At 59.3% G+C, this 19,007-nt stretch carries 14 protein-coding genes; 5 read left to right on the top strand and 9 right to left on the bottom strand.

The genetic code is table 11. From position 1 onward, the window contains the following. The first annotated feature begins 74 nt into the window (after window positions 1-74). The 3 genes from JFU47_RS11955 to JFU47_RS11945 all read left to right on the top strand — a co-directional run bounded on the left by JFU47_RS11955 (window position 75) and on the right by JFU47_RS11945 (window position 4,188). Window positions 75-1,298 carry a maltoporin gene (locus JFU47_RS11955; RefSeq protein WP_201183147.1) on the top strand — a complete coding sequence of 408 codons (1,224 nt, stop codon included), beginning with the start codon at window positions 75-77 and terminating at the stop codon, window positions 1,296-1,298. Between the two features lie 62 nt (window positions 1,299-1,360). Further along, a complete protein-coding gene (gene ptsP, locus JFU47_RS11950; protein ID WP_201183145.1) occupies window positions 1,361-3,895 on the top strand; it encodes a phosphoenolpyruvate--protein phosphotransferase in 2,535 nt (844 codons plus the stop codon). Between the two features lie 2 nt (window positions 3,896-3,897). After that, window positions 3,898-4,188 carry a PTS transporter subunit EIIB gene (locus tag JFU47_RS11945; protein WP_201183143.1) on the top strand — a complete coding sequence of 97 codons (291 nt, stop codon included), beginning with the start codon at window positions 3,898-3,900 and terminating at the stop codon, window positions 4,186-4,188. A 53-nt stretch (window positions 4,189-4,241) separates the two neighbouring features. Here JFU47_RS11945 and JFU47_RS11940 read toward each other — a convergent pair whose 3' ends face one another. The 4 genes from JFU47_RS11940 to JFU47_RS11925 form a co-directional block, all read right to left on the bottom strand. Next, the gene (locus JFU47_RS11940) at window positions 4,242-4,565 is read right to left on the bottom strand and encodes a hypothetical protein (protein WP_201183141.1); all 324 of its coding nucleotides are present in this window, start codon (window positions 4,563-4,565) and stop codon (window positions 4,242-4,244) included. 492 nt (window positions 4,566-5,057) lie between these two features. Further along, window positions 5,058-5,441, bottom strand: coding sequence for a hypothetical protein (locus tag JFU47_RS11935; protein ID WP_201183139.1), 384 nt, complete (start codon window positions 5,439-5,441; stop codon window positions 5,058-5,060). 128 nt (window positions 5,442-5,569) lie between these two features. Continuing rightward, window positions 5,570-5,884 (bottom strand): hypothetical protein, encoded by a 315-nt coding sequence (locus JFU47_RS11930; protein WP_201183137.1) that lies wholly within the window; start codon window positions 5,882-5,884, stop codon window positions 5,570-5,572. Then, window positions 5,881-10,533 carry an RHS repeat-associated core domain-containing protein gene (locus tag JFU47_RS11925; protein ID WP_201183135.1) on the bottom strand — a complete coding sequence of 1,551 codons (4,653 nt, stop codon included), beginning with the start codon at window positions 10,531-10,533 and terminating at the stop codon, window positions 5,881-5,883. The genes JFU47_RS11930 and JFU47_RS11925 overlap by 4 nt, the downstream gene beginning before the upstream one ends. A gap of 301 nt (window positions 10,534-10,834) precedes the next feature. Between JFU47_RS11925 and JFU47_RS11920 the strand changes: the two genes are divergently transcribed. Beyond that, window positions 10,835-12,211, top strand: a complete 1,377-nt coding sequence (locus JFU47_RS11920; RefSeq protein WP_201183119.1) for a multicopper oxidase family protein — start codon at window positions 10,835-10,837, stop codon at window positions 12,209-12,211. Continuing rightward, entirely contained in the window at window positions 12,211-12,708 is a 498-nt protein-coding gene (gene tadA / locus JFU47_RS11915) for a tRNA adenosine(34) deaminase TadA (protein ID WP_201183117.1), read from the top strand. The genes JFU47_RS11920 and tadA overlap by 1 nt, the downstream gene beginning before the upstream one ends. A gap of 132 nt (window positions 12,709-12,840) precedes the next feature. On the opposite strand, the gene cmoB is transcribed toward tadA, so the two are convergent. The 5 genes from cmoB to lon form a co-directional block, all read right to left on the bottom strand. Beyond that, window positions 12,841-13,797: a tRNA 5-methoxyuridine(34)/uridine 5-oxyacetic acid(34) synthase CmoB gene (gene cmoB / locus JFU47_RS11910; protein WP_201183115.1), complete on the bottom strand. Its 957-nt coding sequence runs from the start codon at window positions 13,795-13,797 to the stop codon at window positions 12,841-12,843. Further along, on the bottom strand, window positions 13,794-14,573 hold the full coding sequence (gene cmoA, locus JFU47_RS11905; protein ID WP_154501569.1) for a carboxy-S-adenosyl-L-methionine synthase CmoA: 780 nt from the start codon (window positions 14,571-14,573) through the stop codon (window positions 13,794-13,796). Before cmoA ends, cmoB begins: the two co-directional genes overlap by 4 nt. Window positions 14,574-14,755: 182 nt before the next feature. Next, window positions 14,756-15,391 (bottom strand): lysoplasmalogenase family protein, encoded by a 636-nt coding sequence (locus JFU47_RS11900; RefSeq protein ID WP_201183113.1) that lies wholly within the window; start codon window positions 15,389-15,391, stop codon window positions 14,756-14,758. Window positions 15,392-15,393: 2 nt separating this feature from the next. Further along, a complete protein-coding gene (locus JFU47_RS11895) occupies window positions 15,394-15,786 on the bottom strand; it encodes a protease inhibitor I42 family protein (RefSeq protein ID WP_201183111.1) in 393 nt (130 codons plus the stop codon). Window positions 15,787-15,907: 121 nt separating this feature from the next. Then, complete coding sequence (gene lon / locus JFU47_RS11890; protein ID WP_201183109.1) at window positions 15,908-18,325, bottom strand: endopeptidase La; 2,418 nt, start codon at window positions 18,323-18,325, stop codon at window positions 15,908-15,910. Between the last annotated feature and the right edge of the window lie 682 nt (window positions 18,326-19,007).

Genomic DNA, 19,007 nt, shown 5'->3' with positions numbered 1-19,007 from the left:
ACGCAGAACGCTGCGCGGGGGAGTTTTGCGCGCCGATTTTGCCGCTGCACACAATAAAAATAATGGGGTAGCTCTTGAAAATAACAATAAATCGCAGCCTTGTAGTGGCGGGCATGTGCCTGACTTTGCCTCTTTCGGCCCAGGCGCTGGAGTTCGCCGGTTACTTGCGTAGCGGCGTCGGCACCTCGGTCAACAGCGATAAACAGCAGTGCTTCCAGCTGCCGGGTGCGCAGACCAAATATCGGTTGGGCAACGAATGCGAGCAGTACGCTGAACTTGAGTTGCGCCAGGATCTGTACACCCTGGATGACGGTTCGGTGCTGAGCGTCGACGGCATGGCTTCGTTGTACAACCAGTACGACAAGGACCTGACCTTCAACGGTGACAACGGCTCGGTGCGCCTGCCGCAGGCATACGCGCAGTGGTCGAACATGCCAAGCCTCAACGGCGGTTCGCTGTGGGCTGGCCGGCGTTACTACAAACGGAACGATATTCACATTTCCGACTTCTACTACTGGAACCAGAGCGCCACCGGCGGCGGTATCGAGGACGTGCTGATCGGCGATCTGAAATACAGCTACGCCTTCTCGCGCAAGGACAACCTGTACCAGAAGGACTACATCAACCGTCACGACTTCAACGTCGCCGGCTTCAACACCAACCCCGGTGGTGCGTTGGAGTTCGGGCTGAGCTACATCGACAAACCCGACAGCCGCGACGCTCACCGTGGCTGGGCGATCACCACCCAGCATGTACAGAAAGGCTTTTTGGGCGGCAAGAACAAACTGGCTTTCCAGTACGGCGAAGGTCCCGGCACCGGGTTGGGTTATACCGGTAACGTGAAGCTGGACGACAGCAACAAAAGTTACCGGGTGGTGGAGTTCTTCGACTGGCAAGTGACGCCGCGATTTGGCGGGCAGATCGAGGCGGTTTACCAGAAAGACATTCGCACGGACGGCAGTGATCAGAACTGGATTTCCCTGGGTGTTCGCCCGACCTATGCGCTCACCGAGCAGTTCAAACTGGTGACCGAACTGGGTCACGATCAGGTCGAGGCCACGGGCGGCACGCGCAAGCTGAGCAAGTTCACCTTCGCCCCGACCTGGTCGCCCAAAGGTCCAGAGTTCTGGGCACGGCCCGAGGTGCGTCTGTATTACACCTATGCGAGCTGGAACGAGGCGGCCAAACGGGCGGCCAATGAAATGGCGCAGGGGTCGGCATTGTCCGACACCGGCGCCTTCGGCACGGCGCGGCACGGTTCGAATGTCGGATTGCAGGTCGAGTACTGGTGGAAATAAGCGATGCTGTCGGAGCCTCGCGCTCCATCGGCACTTCAAAGAACAAAACAGCAGGTGACGTCATGGCCACACCCCAACAATTGCAACTGCACGCGCCCCTGTCCGGCGTATTGATGCCACTGGACCTTGTGCCCGATCCGGTGTTTTCCAGCCGCGTGATCGGCGATGGCCTGTGCATCGATCCGACTTCAACGACGTTGTGCGCGCCGCTGGCAGGGGTTGTCAGCAATGTGCAGGCCAGTGGGCATGCAGTCAGCATCACCGACGAAAATGGTGTGCAGGTGTTGATGCACATTGGCCTCGACACGGTGAACCTGGCCGGGAAGGGGTTCACGCGGTTGGTGGAGGAAGGCCAGCAGGTTGAGGTGGGGCAGGCACTGATCGAATTCGATGCCGATTTTGTTGCGTTGAATGCCCGCAGCCTGCTGACGTTGATGCTGGTGGTCAGCGGTGAGCCGTTCACTTGGCTGACACCGGAAACGGGTTTGGTAGACAGTGGCCAGCCGCTACTGAGTTTGAAGCCCATCGAGCAGGCAACGGATGAGCCAGTGCCGGAAGAGGGCGAAGCACTGTTTTCCAAACCGGTGACACTGGCCAACCCGAATGGCTTGCACGCCCGACCGGCAGCGGTATTCGCTCAGGCGGCGAAAGGTTTTTCGGCGAGCATTTACCTGCATAAACAGCAGGCGAGTGCGAACGCGAAATCCCTGGTGGCAATCATGGCGTTGCAGACGGCTCACGGTGACGTTGTGCAAGTCAGCGCGGCCGGCCCGGATGCTGAAGCGGCGATCAAGACGCTGGCCGAATTGCTGGTGACTGGATGCGGTGAAGCGGTGGCGGCCTCGGCGCAGGTTGAGGCGAAGGCGATTGAGGCCTCATCGCTGACGGTGTTGCGTGGGGTTTGCGCATCGGCCGGGTCGGCGTTTGGCCAAGTAATGCAGATAGCCGAACAACACCTGGAAGTGAATGAACTGGGCGCCACACCACAGGTTGAACGCGATCATCTGTCCCGCGGCTTGGCCGAGGCGTTGCTGGCCCTGCAACAATTGCGTGACAACGCCGTTGGCAGCGCGCAGGCAGACATCTTCAAGGCTCACCAGGAACTGCTCGAAGACCCGGGTTTGTTGGAAGTGGCTCACGTGCTGATCGACGAAGGCAAAAGCGCCGGGTTCGCCTGGCGTGCGGCCACCGAGTCGGCGGCAACCTTGTTCAAAAGCCTGGGCAATGCCTTGCTGGAGGAGCGGGCGGCGGATCTGGCCGATGTCGGCCAGCGAGTGCTCAAGCTGATTCTCGGCGTACAGGATCAGGTGATGGAGCTGCCTGAAGGGGCGATCCTGATCGCCGAACAACTGACGCCGTCACAGACCGCCGGGCTCGATACCCGCAAGGTACTGGGTTTCGCCACGGTCGGTGGCGGCGCTACCAGCCACGTCGCGATCCTCGCTCGGGCGTCCGGTTTGCCGGCGATCTGCGGGTTGCCCATTCAGGTGCTGGGGCTGGCCAACGGCACTCAAGTGTTGCTCGACGCCGACAAGGGCGAGCTGCATCTGGACCCGGATCTGGCGGCCATCGAGCAGCTGCAAGCCAATCGTCAGCGCCAGCAGAAGCGCCATCAACATGAGTTGGCGCACGCTGCGCTGGCGGCGTGTACCCGCGATGGACACCACTTTGAAGTCACGGCCAATATCGCCTCGCTGGCTGAAGCGGAGCAGGCCGTGGCACTGGGAGGCGAGGGCGTCGGCTTGCTGCGTTCGGAGTTTCTTTATCTGGATCGCAATCATGCGCCGAGCCATGACGAACAGGCATCCACCTACAGCGCCATCGCCCGCGCCCTGGGGCCGGCGCGCAATCTGGTGGTGCGGACTTTGGATGTCGGCGGCGACAAGCCGTTGGCCTACGTGCCGATGGACAGCGAAACCAACCCGTTCCTCGGTATGCGCGGAATTCGTTTGTGCCTGGAGCGCCCGCAGCTGTTGCGCGATCAGTTCAAGGCGATCCTGAGCAGCGCCGGGCTGGCCCGTCTGCACATCATGTTGCCCATGGTCGCGCAGCTGTCGGAGTTGCGCCTGGCCCGGCAGCTGCTTGAGGAGGAGGCGCTGGCATTGGGCCTCACTGAACGGCCGAAACTGGGGATCATGATCGAAGTGCCGGCAGCGGCACTGATGGCCGACCTGTTTGCGCCCGAAGTGGATTTCTTCTCGATCGGCACCAACGACCTGACCCAATACACCCTGGCCATGGACCGCGATCACCCGCGTCTGGCCAGTCAGGCCGACAGTTTTCATCCGTCGGTGCTGCGTTTGATTGCCTGCACCGTGAAGGCCGCCCACGCCCATGGCAAATGGGTCGGTGTGTGTGGCGCCATGGCTTCGGAGACGCTGGCGGTGCCGTTGTTGCTGGGACTTGGGGTGGATGAACTGTCGGTGAGCGTGCCGTTGATTCCGGCGATCAAAGCGGCGGTACGCGAAGTGGATCTGCTGGACTGCCAGGCCATTGCCCAGCAAGTGCTGGGTCTGGAAAGCGCCGAGCAAGTGCGCGAGGCGTTGCGGCTGTATCACGAGGCGACGGTCGATACTTCACTGGTACTGGAGAACTGAGCATGTTCGAGAAAATGCAGCGGGCGTTCTGGAAAGCGTTGACTCCGGACCTGATCGTGGATGAGCCGAAAGTGGTTGCTCAGCCTGTTTCTGGTCTGGCCCCGGATATTGTGGCCGCGCTGGGCGGTGTGGATAACCTGAAGTCGCAGCAGCCGGTGGCGCTGACCCGGATTCGGGTGGAGTTGCGGGATGTGGGGCGGATGGATCGGCAGGCTTTAAATAGGGCAGGTGTGCCGGGAATCATGGGGCTGGATGACGGGGTGGTGCATCTGATCACTGGCCTCCAAGCGTAAACATAACCCTGTGGCGAGGGAGCAAGCTCCTTCGCCACAAAAGCCGCCCGGCGCTACTCCGAAGGCCGAGCCTTCAATCGTCGCCCTAATACATCCAGCACATCACACCCATCCCGCAACGGAATGGCACAGAGCAAAGCAAAATCACTGAGAAGGAAGGACTGACACTCGATCGAACCACGCATGGACAAGTTCTCCATCACCTGGGTGACGGCACGAATTCGGTAGTTGGCAGCGTCATACAAAACGTCCAGCGGCGCTTGGGTGTCGACGAACAGGGTTGGCATGTCGTCGCAATTGCTGGTGAGCGCCATGAAGCGGCTTTGGGGGTGAGGAGTTGGTTTTACGTAGGGTGGATCGGGGTGAAGTGTTTTCATTTTTCAAGTTCCAAAGGCAACAAATAGGAACTGCCATCAGCCTTCCTACAGGCTAGGGTGGCAGCTATGCGCGGGGTAGGAATATCGAGGCCTTTGGAAAACTCGACCACGCCGAAGCGTGCCCGCGCATAACCGCCGCAACTGATCTTACGGACGCACGTCAACGGCCGCAAACCAAGCTTCGACGCTAATACATTTCCAACGACTTTGAAGGGTTCCTACACCCTGCCACTGAGCTTTCAGTGACCACCAAAGACTATCGATGGAAAACATTTCATGCCAGTTCACGGAAACCGCCGCAGGTTGAAGGAAACTTCCGACGACCTTGCCCAGAAATTTCGCTGCCAGCGACGTAGGGCTATCTTAACCAAAGAGCACCAAATTTTTTCAGTACAATTCGCCAGCATAATTTCACCTCTCCCCGCATTCTAAGTAGCCATTGACCTCCCCAACCATTTTTACGCAACAACAAATAAAAATTGATGGATCGTTTCAGATACCTGTCGGAAAAACATTTATATTTTTAACCTTTAAATCCACGAGCACAGAGTCATTCTCCGTACGGCCAATCAAGTCAATAAGTATTATTGAACCACCCACATCAACAACTGCGCCGCCCTCCATATCATTTGATATTAACGTCCCCGTCATAGTTACGATGCCATCCGCCACTTCAATCGAGTGAGCATTATTGAGCGAGGAACAGGCGTTCTCTCCCCAAACAAACTCATCATTGACTTCTAACTCGACATCATACTGATCACCTACTTTCGGTGGGGCAGCACGCCAAACTGTGGTTGCGAACCCGACACTGGTTGAAAATCCGACAAGAACTTCTTTAGCGACAAGAGTCACGAGATCTATGGTTATTTTCATACTTATTTCTTCAGTAATGGGACGCGAACAACGGTATTTTCAACGTTCATAACGTTCTCCTTTAACTGGAGTATCCACTTCTCCTCGTGGTAGTGATGCTTACTCGGCTTGCCACCCATTTCATGTGCTCAGTATTTTTCAGCAGTGTATCCACTAGCTACTATTGTCAGAATAACATTGCAATCGCGAGCACAAGTAAAGCAGTAATTAAGTCCTGCTTCCGAAGGGTCAATCAAAGTCAACTCCTGCGACAAGGAAGTGACATCTCTCACAAACATCTCAGAGACCTCCGCTCCTACCGCGCCAACAGACTTGAAACCTAGAACATTTTCAAAAGTGATTATCCAACGCTCTTCCCGCCAATCCAAAAACTCTAGAAAAATGCGTTCACGCTCACACGTTATCTTTTCAATGGTGCCGTCTGAAACTGGAAATTCTGTCATTTTGAAGTACCCGGGTGTTTTTCGCCCGCAATGAAGCCAGTTCCATGGCCGAGTTTATATCCGTCAGGCTTTACTTTCACTACAGCCCTCTTCTTATCCGCCTGACTCCAACTTAAGTGGCTGGGTTTTAGTTCCAAATGATAGTGCTCACCATGGTGTCTCGCATTAAATTTCCCGGCATCTCCAGGATGACTTTCAAATCTAATAATTGTGTCGGAATTAGGTCGCCACGCCATTCTCTGACTTCCATGTTGTGTTTTTGAAACTTTGGGCTGGACCCCTAACGCTTCTGTAAGCTCGTTTGGATCTTCAGGAAAGTGAGTGCGCGCGTTAGGCCGCGGCGGCTCACCCTCATCAACCGTAGCACCAGTCGTATCATCCGGCGCCTTACACCCTGGCTTATTCGGTGGCGGACAATTCGCGGTCAACCCCAACGGATCAACCCACCCCGTCGGATTCGGCGTGTACTGATACTGGTTCAGCCCGCCCGCCAACTTGACCGGATCCGGCGTCAGGTACCGACCCACCTCCGGATCATAGTACCGATGCCGGTTGTAGTGCAGGCCGCTCTCGGCGTCGAAGTACTGCCCCTGAAACCGTAACGGTTGCTCGAGCTGCTCTCCCCCACCGAATGCAAGGCGCGTGACTTTGCCGTAGGCGTTGTACTTCGCCGACCAGACAATCTCGCCACCAAAATCGATCAGTTCCTGCGGCGTGCCGAGGTGGTCGAGTTGGTAGTAGAACGGGCAGGCCTTTCGCGGCCCTTTGCCGTCGAGCATCGCCAGTGGGCGGAAGCTGCCCGGCTCATAGACGTAGCTGCGGTAATGCTCGCGGCTGCTTTCGGCGATGAGGTTGTCGCCTTGCCAGAAGAACTCGGTGGTTTTTCCATCGATGGTTTTGGCGATGCGGCGGCCGAAGGCGTCGTAGCGGTAGCTGGCGCCGCGGCCGTCCGGGGTCGTGACGCCGACCAAGCGGTGCTGGCAGTCGTAGCGGTATTCGGTGACCAGTTTTTGCCCGGTGCCGCGGCGCTCGCGGATGAGGTTGCCGAAGGCGTCGTAGTCGTAGTGGCGGTCGCCTTGCATGAGCAGGCGATTACCCAGCACCTTCGCGGCGCCGGGGCGGTCCTGTATCAGCAGGTTGCCCGCCGGGTCGTGGGCGAAGGTTTCCGGTGGGTCGTCACGGGTGTGGCGAACGCGGGTCAGGCGGTTGAGCGGGTCGTATTGGTAATTGCGTTGGCCGTGACGGGTGTCGGCGATGCTGTCGAGATTGCCGTTGGCGCTGTAGGCATAGTCGCGGCGATACAGTGTTTGGTGCTGTTGACTGACAGCGTGGGCCTTCAATCGCCCCTGATCGTCGTAGGCATATTCGCTGAGCAGTTGCCCCTGCTGGCGTTGCTGTTCGCGACCGAAGGCAAATTGGTGACTGGTAAGCCGCGCGCCGTTGAGGTCGATGGCCGTCAGCGCACCGCCCTTGGCGTGGTGGTAGTCGAGTTTGCTGCCGTCCGGCAGGCGCAGGCGATTGAGCTGGCCGCAGGCGTCGTAGCCATAACGCAGCGTGCCCCAGCCTTGGTGTTCGGTGATCAGGCGGTCCTGTTGGTCGTACTCGAACTCCAGCGGATGGTCGTGGCCGTCGTCGACGCTGACCAGTCGGCCGAGGCTGTCGTAGCGGTATTGAACCTTGATGCCGTCGGGCAGGGTTTTGACCAGCAGGCGTCCGGCCGAGTCCCGCTGATAACCCGTCACCCGTTGCGAGCCGTCCTCACCGAACTCGGTTTTCTCCAGCAGATGGCCATTGAGGTCGTAGGCGTATGCCGTGCGTTGACCGTCGAATCCGGTTTCCTGTCGGATCAAGCCGTTGGGCGTGTAATCCAGGAGATATTTTTCGCCGGATTCGTTTTCGATTTCCGTGAGCAACAGCTGGGCGTTGTCGTAGCGGTACTTCAGTTGGGTGCCGTCGGGATTGATACGGCGGCTGACCAGGTGCAGATCGTCGACGTATTCGTAACGGGTGACGCGCCCCAGTTCATCCCGTTCGGCGGTGATCTTGCCGTAGGCGTTGTAGCTGAATGCGCGACTGGCGCCTGTAGGAAGCGTGGTCTGGATCAGTCGGCCAACGGCATCCCATTGGTACTGGGTGACGGCGCCGTGTTCGTCCTGACGGGTAATCTGCCGCCCCATCGCATCGTAGGAAAACCGCCGCACACCACCATCCGGCAGCGTTTCCTCAACCAACTGCCCCAAGGCGTTCCAGACGAACACATGCCGACTGGTGTCCGGGTAGCGGATCGACAGCAGCTGACCTTTTTTGTCGTAGTGATAGTGGCTGACATGGCCGTCAGGATCGGTCGCTTCGGTGATGTCGCCTTGGGCGTTGCGCTGATATTTCCATACGGCTTTGCCGCGAAACCGCGCATGCAGGAAACCGTTGCGGTACTCGTAGGCCGTCGGCTCCTCTTCCGGCGGAATCAGCGCGATAAGCCGTCCGACCTCGTCGTAACGGTATTCGGTGACGGCACCGAGCGGATCCTGCTCAGCAAGCAACCGACCGTTGTCGTCGTAGGCCTTGAGGTGCTCGCCGCCGTCCAGCTCGACCTTGCGCACCAGTCGCGCCCGGTCGTCATGGACGTAAACCTCTTCGCTGCCATCGATGTTCTGGACGGTGACACTGCCCTCGTCATCCCAGACGTAACGCGCGTCCATCTGCGCAAACGACGCCCAGTGTCGGATGCATCGGGCCGCCTTGCCGGACCGTTCCCACTCCCAGAAGAAACTCGCCCCACCGGTCAGTTGCCGCTGCAGGATGACGTGCTGATCGTCGTAGTCGTAGCGCTCGCTTTCGCCGGCGGCATTGGTCGCTTCGATCAAGCGATGACAAGCGTCGTAGCGGTAGGCAACCAGTGTCTGCTCGGTGTGCCAAGCCTCGTCGAGGGTCTTGGCCGGGACAAAAACCTGATAGTCGACGGCGACCAAATGGCTGCGGTCATAGCGCAAGCGCAAGGCACGGCCGGCGCCATTGTCGAGGCGGTTGATGCGGTCTTGCCGGTCGCGGGTGATGCGCAGGCGGTTGTCGTAAGCGTCGCTGATGGTGGTCAGCCGGCCGTTTTGAAAGTGATAGAAGCGCGCATCGTCGCCAGCCTGGGCGAGGATCAATTCTTCGGGTTGATCGCCCAGATAAATCGCCGCCCGCGACAGGCTGTTGTGGATCGCCGGGCGTTCACTGTTTGGCAGCGGGAAAGTGGTGCGACGGTTTTCGTGGTCGATCCAGATGACAGTGTCGCCGTCGATTTCCAGGCGATGGGCGAGGCTGTGACTCCAGCCGAACCCGAGGCCGATATCGATCTCGGCGGCGCTGGTGCGATAGAGCCGGGTGAAGTCGAACGGCAGGATGCCGTCCAGCGCACCGTCGGTCAGCGTGAGCAGTTCTTCGCCGGTGACCATCGACACCGGGCATTTATTGGTCGCGGTTTTATCAACGGAATCGGCGCTGTCGCCGTTGGGGTTTTTCGCCTGATCAGGGACGTTGTCGTGGTGTTCGTTTTGCTTGAGCGTGGTATTGCGCTTGGCATCCCAGCGCAGTTGCATCCGGCCTTTTTTCATACCGGCCGCGATGCCCCTCGCGGCAACTTTTTTATAGCGGTCGACGTAGCTGATGAAGCCATTGATGATCGTGAAAATCGCTTTGACGAGGCGCAGGACAGCGCTGAGTAATTGCGCAGCTCGATTAGCCAGCCGCATCGTCAAATAGGCGATACCGGCCCCTGCTGCAGCGAACGTCAGAACGATGCCAATCAGGATGTCGATCAACAGTTGCACCACCATCGTCGACACGGCTTCGGCGGTTTTGCCGGCGATCTCGCCGGGCGGCAGCATGTCCAACCAGAGGCTGGCGGTGCGTAACAGCAGGCACAGCGCCGCTTCGTCACTGGCTAGCAGCTGGGCTTTTTCCATGACATCGGGGGCGGTTTCCGCGAGGTTCTTCAGCGCTGTGGCGCTCTCGCCCAACCGCTCACCAAACTTCCCGGGATCCTTGAGGATGTCCGAAAGCAGGCCGATGCCGTCCCACACGCCCTCGATTGCCGCCCAACTTCCCGCGAGCAATCCATTGCCTACGGCAACCGAAGACGATTGCGGCCACTTCGGCTTGAATGTCTTCCATTCATCACGCAGCCATTTCTCAAGTTCCTTCGTCAGGCCGTTGTAGGAAGAGAAAAGATCTTCAACGTGCTGCGGTGTGACTTCGTTGTGGACGTGAATGCGGTAGAACTTGCCCTCGTCCCCCTTGAACGTCCCTTTGCCATTTTCATCAAGCGTAACAAGCGTCGTTTCGCCGCTTTCAAGCGCAATCACATCGACCTGAATATTCCCCACGGGGATGTCATAAACCGATTCAAACTTGCTCTCGATTTCCAGCAATCCACCTTTCGGGCACTGCACGACGGTGGATAAAAACTCGTCATCGTCGCTGCTGACAGCGGTGCTGGAGTTGCCGAACCGGATGATCCGCTCCATGCCCATCAACGACGGCAGATCAGCGGCGCGGCTGGCCGTGTCCGCCGCTTGGCTGAACCAGTGCTTCAACTGTTCGCGATAAAGAGAAAGGGTGCCTGGAAAACTGTCGAGTTCCTGCTCGATACGGGCGACGTGCTCCATCAACGCACCGAACGACAGGAGGCGGGGTTAAAAACCGGGTCAAACATGAACAATCCCTCGCGCAGAAAATTAGGCGCGGGGACTTTGCGGGGGATCAATCAGGAAAGAAGTAGGGAAAGGTGGGAATTGATGTAGGGCAATTCCTTGATTAACAGCGCTTCGCAGCCGAGCAAGAGGAAGCTCCCTCGCCACAGGTGATATGCGGCCCTCGGTCGCCCTTACTGTTTCTCATCCGCAGGTGTATCGTATTCGCCTTTTACAGGCCCCATGCCTGTCGCTGATACGTGAGGTAGTTGAGTTCATGTCCTTTACCCGTCGCCAAATCCTCGGTGGCCTGGCCGGTCTTGTTGTCGTTGGTGTCGGAGCGGGGGGCGCGTCGCGGTACTGGTTGGGCAAGATGGCCGACGCCGCCGAGGGCCACGACTACGAGCTGATCGCCGCACCGCTGGACGTTGAACTGGTGGCCGGGCACAAGACTGAAGCCTGGGCGTTCGGCCCGTCGGCACCGGGCACCGAGTTGCGCGTGCGTCAGGGCGAATGGCTGCGGGTACGTTTCATCAACCACCTGCCGGTGGCCACCACCATTCACTGGCACGGCATTCGCCTGCCGCTGGAAATGGACGGCGTGCCCTACGTCTCGCAGCTTCCAGTGCTGCCGGGCGAATACTTCGACTACAAATTCCGCGTGCCCGACGCCGGCAGCTACTGGTATCACCCGCATGTGAACAGCAGCGAAGAACTCGGTCGCGGGCTGGTCGGCCCGTTGATCATCGAAGAGCGCGAGCCTACCGGCTTCAAGTACGAAAAGACGTTGAGCCTCAAGAGCTGGCATGTCGATGAAGAGGGCGCTTTTGTCGCGTTCAGCATTCCTCGCGAAGCGGCCCGTGGTGGCACGGCCGGGCGCCTGTCGACCATCAACGGTGTCTCGCAAGCGGTGATCGAGTTGCCCGCCGGGCAGATCACCCGGGTGCGCCTGCTCAACCTCGATAACACCCTGACCTACCGACTCAACATCCCTGGCGTCGAAGCGCAGATCTATGCGCTGGACGGCAACCCCATCGAACCGCGGCCACTCGGCAAGGAATACTGGCTCGGCCCGGGCATGCGCATTTGTCTGGCGATCAAGGCCCCGCCGGCCGGTGAAGAACTGTCCCTGCGCAATGGCCCGGTACGACTGGGCACGTTCCGTTCGGTGGCGAACACCGATACACCGACCGAATGGCCACCTGCGTTGCCCGCCAACCCGGTGGCCGAGCCGGACCTGGCCAATGCCGAGAAACTCAACTTCAATTTCGAATGGGTAGGCTCGGTGTCGGTGAACGTCGACAATGGCAAGCCGCCGAGCCTGTGGCAGATCAACGGCAAGGCCTGGGACATCACCGACAAAACCTGCGCCGACCGCCCGATTGCCAAGCTCGAGAAGGGCAAGAGCTACATTTTCGAATTGAAAAACATGACTCAGTATCAACACCCGATTCACCTGCACGGCATGAGCTTCAAGGTGATTGCGTCGAACCGGCACAAGGTTATTCCGTACTTCACGGACACCTACTTGCTGGGCAAGAACGAGCGAGCTCAAGTGGCGCTGGTGGCGGATAACCCAGGAGTATGGATGTTCCACTGTCACGTGATCGATCACATGGAAACCGGCCTGATGGCCGCTATCGAGGTGGCCTGATGCGTCAAATACGCCCGACAGCAATTATCGACCGTAGCCGTGATTGTGACTTCATGCGCGAAGCCCTGACCCTGGCCGCCCAAGGCGCGGCCCTGGGCGAAGTGCCGGTGGGCGCAGTGCTGGTTCAGGACGGTGAAATCATCGGTCGGGGTTTCAACTGCCCGATCAGTGGCAATGACCCGAGTGCTCACGCCGAGATGGTCGCGATCCGCGCTGCCGCGTTGGCAGCCAGCAACTATCGTCTGCCCGGCAGCACGCTGTATGTGACGCTTGAGCCGTGCAGCATGTGCGCCGGGCTGATCGTGCATTCGCGGATTGCGCGGGTGGTGTATGGGGCGCTGGAGCCGAAGGCCGGAATTGTGCAGAGTCAGGGGCAGTTTTTTACCCAAGGCTTTCTCAACCATCGGGTGCTTTATGAAGGCGGGATGTTGGCCGAGGAATGCGGGGCAGTGCTAAGTGAATTCTTCAAGGCCCGAAGAGCAAAACCAGCAGACTAAACACCGAACTAATGTGGGAGCGAGCCTGCTCGCGATAGCGGACTGACATCCAACATCTTCGTTGGCTGAAAGGTCCTCATCGCGAGCAGGCTCACTCCCACAGGTTTTTCTGGTGTCTGGGAGATTGGGGGGTTACTTGCGGGCGACGATCACGGCGCGCATCGGTGCCGGCAGCCCTTCAACCGTCTTGCTGTGATCTTGCGGATCAAGGAAATCGCTCAGCGACTGATACTTCATCCACTGCGTCCCGCGCTGTTCCTCGACCGTCGTCACGCTCACGTCCACACAGCGAACATCCGTGAATCCGGCCCGACGCAGCCACAACTCCAGCGCTGGTACTGACGGCAGGAACCACACGTTACGCATCTGCGCATAACGGTCTTCCGGTACCAGCACCTGCTGCTGATCGCCTTCAATCACCAACGTCTCCAGCACCAATTCGCCGCCCTTGACCAGGCAATCCTTCAGCGCCAGCAAATGCTCGATCGGCGAGCGGCGGTGATAGAACACCCCCATGGAAAACACCGTGTCGAAGCCTTCCATGTTCGGCGGCAGGTCTTCGAACGGGAACGGCAGGTGCCAGGCATTGGGTTCGGACAGGTAACGCTGCACCGCCTGGAACTGACAGAAGAACAGCCAGTTCGGGTCAACACCAATCACGCTATCGGCCCCGGCACCGAGCATGCGCCACATGTAATAGCCGTTGCCGCAGCCGACATCGAGGATGCGTTTACCCTTCAGATCCAGATGCGGTGCAACCCGCGACCACTTCCAGTCCGAACGCCATTCAGTATCGACATGCACACCAAACAAATCGAACGGCCCTTTGCGCCATGGCGACAAGCCCATCAGCGCGGTGCGCATTTGCGCACGGGTTTCGTCGTCGCAATCGGTGTCCAGCGTCAGACCATTCAGTAAATCGACGACCCTCGGCTGAATCTTCGGCAAAGCGTCCAGCGCACTCTGCCAGCGCTCCAGGTCGCCATGACCCTTTTCCATTTTCTTGTCGAGTTGCGCCTGCAGGGTGTTCGCCCAGTCGGCCAGCGGTGTGCCGGCCAGACGGCGGGCGAGGGGAGAGAGATCAATCATGGCAAGGCAATCAACGAGGCAAAGTTAAGACACTGGAACCACGGCACGACTTTCGAGAACCCGGCGGCCAGCAGGCGCTCGCGGTGTTCTTCGAGGCTGTCGGGCTTCATGACGTTTTCGATGGCGCTGCGCTTCTGGGCGATTTCCAGTTCGCTGTAGCCGTTGGCGCGCTTGAACGCGACATGCAAGTCCGTGAGCAGCGCGTGTTCTTCGAGGTCGTTGAAGCGCAGCTTCTCCGACAGAATCAATGCGCCACCGGGCAACAGCGACTGGCGGATGCGCGACAGCAACGCGGTACGCTGGTCCGGGGCGATGAATTGCAGGGTGAAGTTCAGCGCCACCACCGAAGCTGGCTGGAATTCGAGGGCAAGGATGTCGCCTTCGATCACTTCCACCGGCAGCAGCTCCTGGAACATCGAGTCTTGACCGTTGAGGTATTCGCGGCAGCGTTCAACCATTGCCGCCGAGTTATCCACAGCGATGACGCGGCAGCCATCGGTGCGTACGTGTCGGCGTAGCGCCTGAGTCACGGCGCCCAAGGACGAGCCGAGGTCGTAGAGCACGCTGTTGGGCTGGGCGAACTGCGCGGCGAGCACGCCAAGGTTTTCAACGATAGTCGGATAACCCGGCACCGAGCGCTTGATCATGTCCGGGAACACCCGCACCACGTCCTCGTTAAAGGCGAAGTCAGGCACCTGGGCCAAAGGCTGGGCGAAAAGGCGATCGGGTTCTTTGCTCACGGCGGTTCCAGCGGCGTAGGTGGAAAAGGCCGGCATTTTAGCCAAATTGACGGGGGGATGCGCGGGTTGTCTGATAAACCGCCGGGCAGGATCCGAGGTTTGCGTGTTCAGTGAGACCGCTTTCGCGAGCAGGCTCGCTCCCACAGTAGTTCTGCGTCGGACACAAGAAGTGCGTTTAACACTAATCAAATGTGGGAGCGAGCCTGCTCGCGAAGGGTTCAGCGCGGTTTTGCGCCGAACGCCGATGCAGTGATGCCCCATTGCCCTAGCCAGTAACTGAGGATGATCACATAGGCCGCTGCCTCGAACGGCACGACAAACCGGTTGATGCCAATCACGCTGTCCGAAAACACAAACGCCACCGCACCTGCGGCCGCCAGCAGCGCCGAGCGTTTGGGCACGTCAGTGCCGAGCCGGGCCAGCGCCCGCCAAAGCATGGCGCTGATGGCCAGACCGTAGACGATCACCGGGATGAGCAACGGACCCAGTCCATTGGACATCAAGATCCCCAACAACACCGCGCCGACGCCCAAAGCGATGATCAGCGGTAACAACGCCAACCGCCGGCAATCGCTCAAATAGGCTTTCAGATACGCCAGATGCGCGACCAAAAATGCCCCGAGACCGAACACAAACAAGTCCCCGGGCCACGCCAGCAACACATCGCCGACCAGAGAGAAAATCAATCCAAGGCTGATCCAGCGCCGATATTCGCTGGGCGGTGCGTCATGCAACCATCCGAGCAGCGCCAACACCGGCAGCGGCTTGACCAGCAGACAGAGCAACGCCGCATGCACACTGACGCCGTAGAGGAACGTCACCGCACCCATCAGCGCCAGAATCAGCCAGCCCACGATCAGTTAACCGAGATTGCGCAGTCGAAGGTTTCCACTGCCGGTACTTCCGGTGCCCATGGCTGTGAGTAGGTCAGGCGCAAACGGCCCGTGCCCGCGGCGAAGGACTGGAAGCGCCAGGTCGAGAGGCCGGCGCTGCCGACGATCCCTGCATCTTCCGGGTTGCTGTAGACCTCGGGGCTGAGCGCGCGCAATACGCCACCGGCCGAATCCTGGATCGCCCAGCGATAACCTGTGGTCGGGTTGCTTGGCAGGGTCAGGATCAGGTTTTGCCCGCTGTGCAGTTTCACCGGGCATTCGCTTTGTTTTTCCACAGTCACGTTCTGTTTCGGTTGCGTGGCGCACGCGGCCAGCAAGGAGAGGGCGAGGGGGACAAACAGGCGGGTGGGGGACATAAGGTCAGTGGCTCCGGCATTCACGACGAACGGCGAGCATAACTGAAGATGAGACAAAGTGTGACAGCGCTGCGGGAGATGATCGTTCCCACGCAGAGCGTGGGAACGATCAGTTACGGGGTCAGAACAGGATTTTCGCCACATCCGCAAACCGCTTGGCAAAGTGCACGGTGATCCCTTCTTTCAGATAATCCGGCAATTCTTCAAAGCTACCGCGATTAGGCTCCGGCAGAATCAATTCAAAGATCTTCTGCCGCCGCGCCGCAATCACCTTTTCGCGCACGCCGCCAATCGGCAGTACATGCCCGGTCAACGTCAGTTCGCCGGTCATGGCGATGCCTTTTTTCGGCGCCTGGTTTCGGGCGAGCGAGAGCAGGGCGCTGGCCATGGTCACGCCGGCACTCGGGCCGTCTTTCGGGGTGGCGCCTTCCGGGACGTGGAGGTGAACGAAGGCTTCGTCGAAGAACTTCGGATCACCGCCGAACGACTTCAGGTTGGAGCTGACGTAGCTGTAGGCGATTTCCGCCGACTCCTTCATCACATCGCCCAATTGCCCGGTGAGTTTGAAGCCACGGTTCAGGGTGTGAATGCGCGTGGCTTCGATCGGCAAGGTCGCGCCGCCCATGCTGGTCCAGGCCAGCCCGGTGATGACACCGGTACCGGACAGCACTTGCTCGTTGCGGAAGACTGGATGGCCGAGTGAGGCTTCGAGGTCTTTCGGGCCGATCTTGATCACCGCTTTCGGCTCGTCGATCAATTTCACCACGGCTTTGCGCACCAGTTTGCCCAGTTCTTTTTCCAAGTGGCGCACCCCGGCTTCACGGGCATATCCGTCGATCAATGCTTTCAACGCGCTGTCGCTGATGCTCAGGCTGCCTTTGGACACGCCGGCCTTTTCCAGTTGTTTCGGCCACAGGTGACGTTTGGCGATGGCGATTTTTTCTTCGGTGATGTAACCCGACAGACGGATGATTTCCATCCGGTCCAGCAACGGGCCGGGGATCGAATCCAGGGTGTTGGCGGTGCAGATGAACAGCACTTTCGACAGGTCCAGACGCAAGTCCAGGTAGTGGTCGAGGAATTCGACGTTCTGTTCCGGGTCGAGGGTTTCCAGCAGCGCCGAGGCCGGGTCGCCCTGGTAGCTCTGGCCCATCTTGTCGATCTCGTCGAGCATGATCACCGGGTTCATCACTTCGACGTCTTTCAACGCATGGACGAGTTTGCCCGGCTGCGCGCCGATGTAGGTGCGGCGATGGCCCTTGATCTCGGCTTCGTCGCGCATGCCGCCGAGGCTGAAGCGGTAGAACGGCCGACCGAGGGATTCGGCAATGGATTTGCCGACGCTGGTTTTACCCACGCCCGGCGGGCCGACCAGCAGCACGATGGAGCCGCTGATCTCGCCTTTGTAGGCCCCAACCGCGAGGAACTCGAGGATGCGGTCCTTGATGTCGTCGAGGCCGGCATGGTGTTTGTCCAACACCTTGCGCGCGTGCTTGAGGTCGAGTTTGTCCTCGCCGTACACGCCCCACGGCACCGAGGTCGCCCAGTCGAGGTAGTTGCGGGTGACCGCATACTCCGGCGAACCGGTCTCGAGGATCGACAGCTTGTTCATTTCCTCTTCGACGCGTTTTTGCGCCTGGGGCGGCAGAACCTTGCCTTCCAGGCGTTGCTCGAACTGTTCGATGTCGGCGCTGCGGTCGTCCTTGGTCAGCCCCAGCTCTTGCTGGATGACCTTGAGTTGTTCCTTGAGGAAGAACTCGCGCTGATGCTCGCCGATCTTGCGGTTAACTTCGGCGGAAATCTCTTTTTGCAGGCGCGCGACTTCGACTTCCTTGCGCAGCATCGGCAGGACTTTTTCCATGCGTTTGAGCATGGGCACGCAGTCGAGTACTTCTTGCAGCTCGCTGCCGGTGGCCGAGGTCAGTGCGGCGGCGAAGTCGGTCAACGGCGACGGATCGTTGGGACTGAAGCGATTGAGGTAGTTCTTCAGCTCTTCGCTGTACAGCGGGTTGAGCGGCAGCAGTTCCTTGATCGCATTGATCAGCGCCATGCCGTAGGCCTTGACCTCGTCGGTCGGCTCGGTGGGCTGGTGAGGGTATTCGACTTCCACCAGGTACGGCGGGCGATGGTGCTTGAGCCAGGTGCGGATGCGCACGCGGGTCAGGCCTTGGGCGACGAATTGCAGTTTGCCGTTTTCGCGACTGGCGTGATGCACCTTGACCAGTGTGCCGTAGAGCGGCAGGGCCGAGGTGTCGAAATGGCGCGGATCTTCCTGGGGCGTGTCCATGTAGAACAGGGCCAGGGAGTGGTGATCGGATTTGCTCACAAGATCCAGTGTTTCAGCCCACGGTTCTTCATTGACGATGACCGGCAGCACTTGGGCCGGGAAGAACGGGCGGTTGTGGATCGGGATGATGTAGACCTTGTCCGGCAGGTTCTGGCCTGGCAGGGCAAGGCCTTTGCCGGGGGAGTGGTGTTCGACGTTCTCTGGGTCGGCGTATTCGCTCGGGTCTTCGGGGAATTCTTGCTGGTCGCTCATGGGGCACCTGCGCAATTGGGTATGGGTGTTAGATGGGGCGGGTGGGGGTGGTTTCAATGGCTTGGGGTATTTCTGGGTGTGTGTTCAGGGGTTTGACAGGTGCTTTTGACTTGACGGCCTTTGGGCCGACCATGTTGGGGGTTGAATGGGGGCATATCCGTTGCTGCGGTAACGGCGGCTGGCGGTTTCGCCCTTACGGCGAGGCACTTTTTTCAAACGCCAAAAAAGTACCCAAAAAGGCTCGCCCCGAGCGTCCGGCCCCTCGCTCAGGCTCGGCGTTCCTTCGCTCCGGTATCCATCCGGGGACACTGCCCTCCGGTCTGCTTCGCGACGACCTACATGCAGCGTGTTCGACTGCGTCGAACGGCGCTGCGCGCCACTCCCCGGATGAACACCTCCACTCAGCCTCCCGAAGGGGCGGGTGGATCAAGATCAAGGGCTGCAGGCGAGCTAACGCTCGGCCTGATAAGTGGTGAGAAGCGAAGTTGTATGCCGATCTATTTGTATGAGCCCGCGTTGCCCGCGAAGGCGGCCTGACAGCCGACCAAGATTTCGCTGATGTGCACCGTTTCAATGTGGGAGCGAGCCTGCTCGCGATTGCGACCTGACAGCCGACCAATATTTCGCTGATGTGCACCGTTTCATTGTGGGAGCGGGCTTGCTCGCGAATGCGGTGTGTCAT

Source organism: Pseudomonas sp. TH39(2020) (genome assembly GCF_016650715.1).
Lineage (GTDB): Bacteria > Pseudomonadota > Gammaproteobacteria > Pseudomonadales > Pseudomonadaceae > Aquipseudomonas > Aquipseudomonas mandelii_C.
Note: the sequence above shows the minus strand (reverse complement) of the source record. Positions and strands in the feature narration are given on the sequence as shown.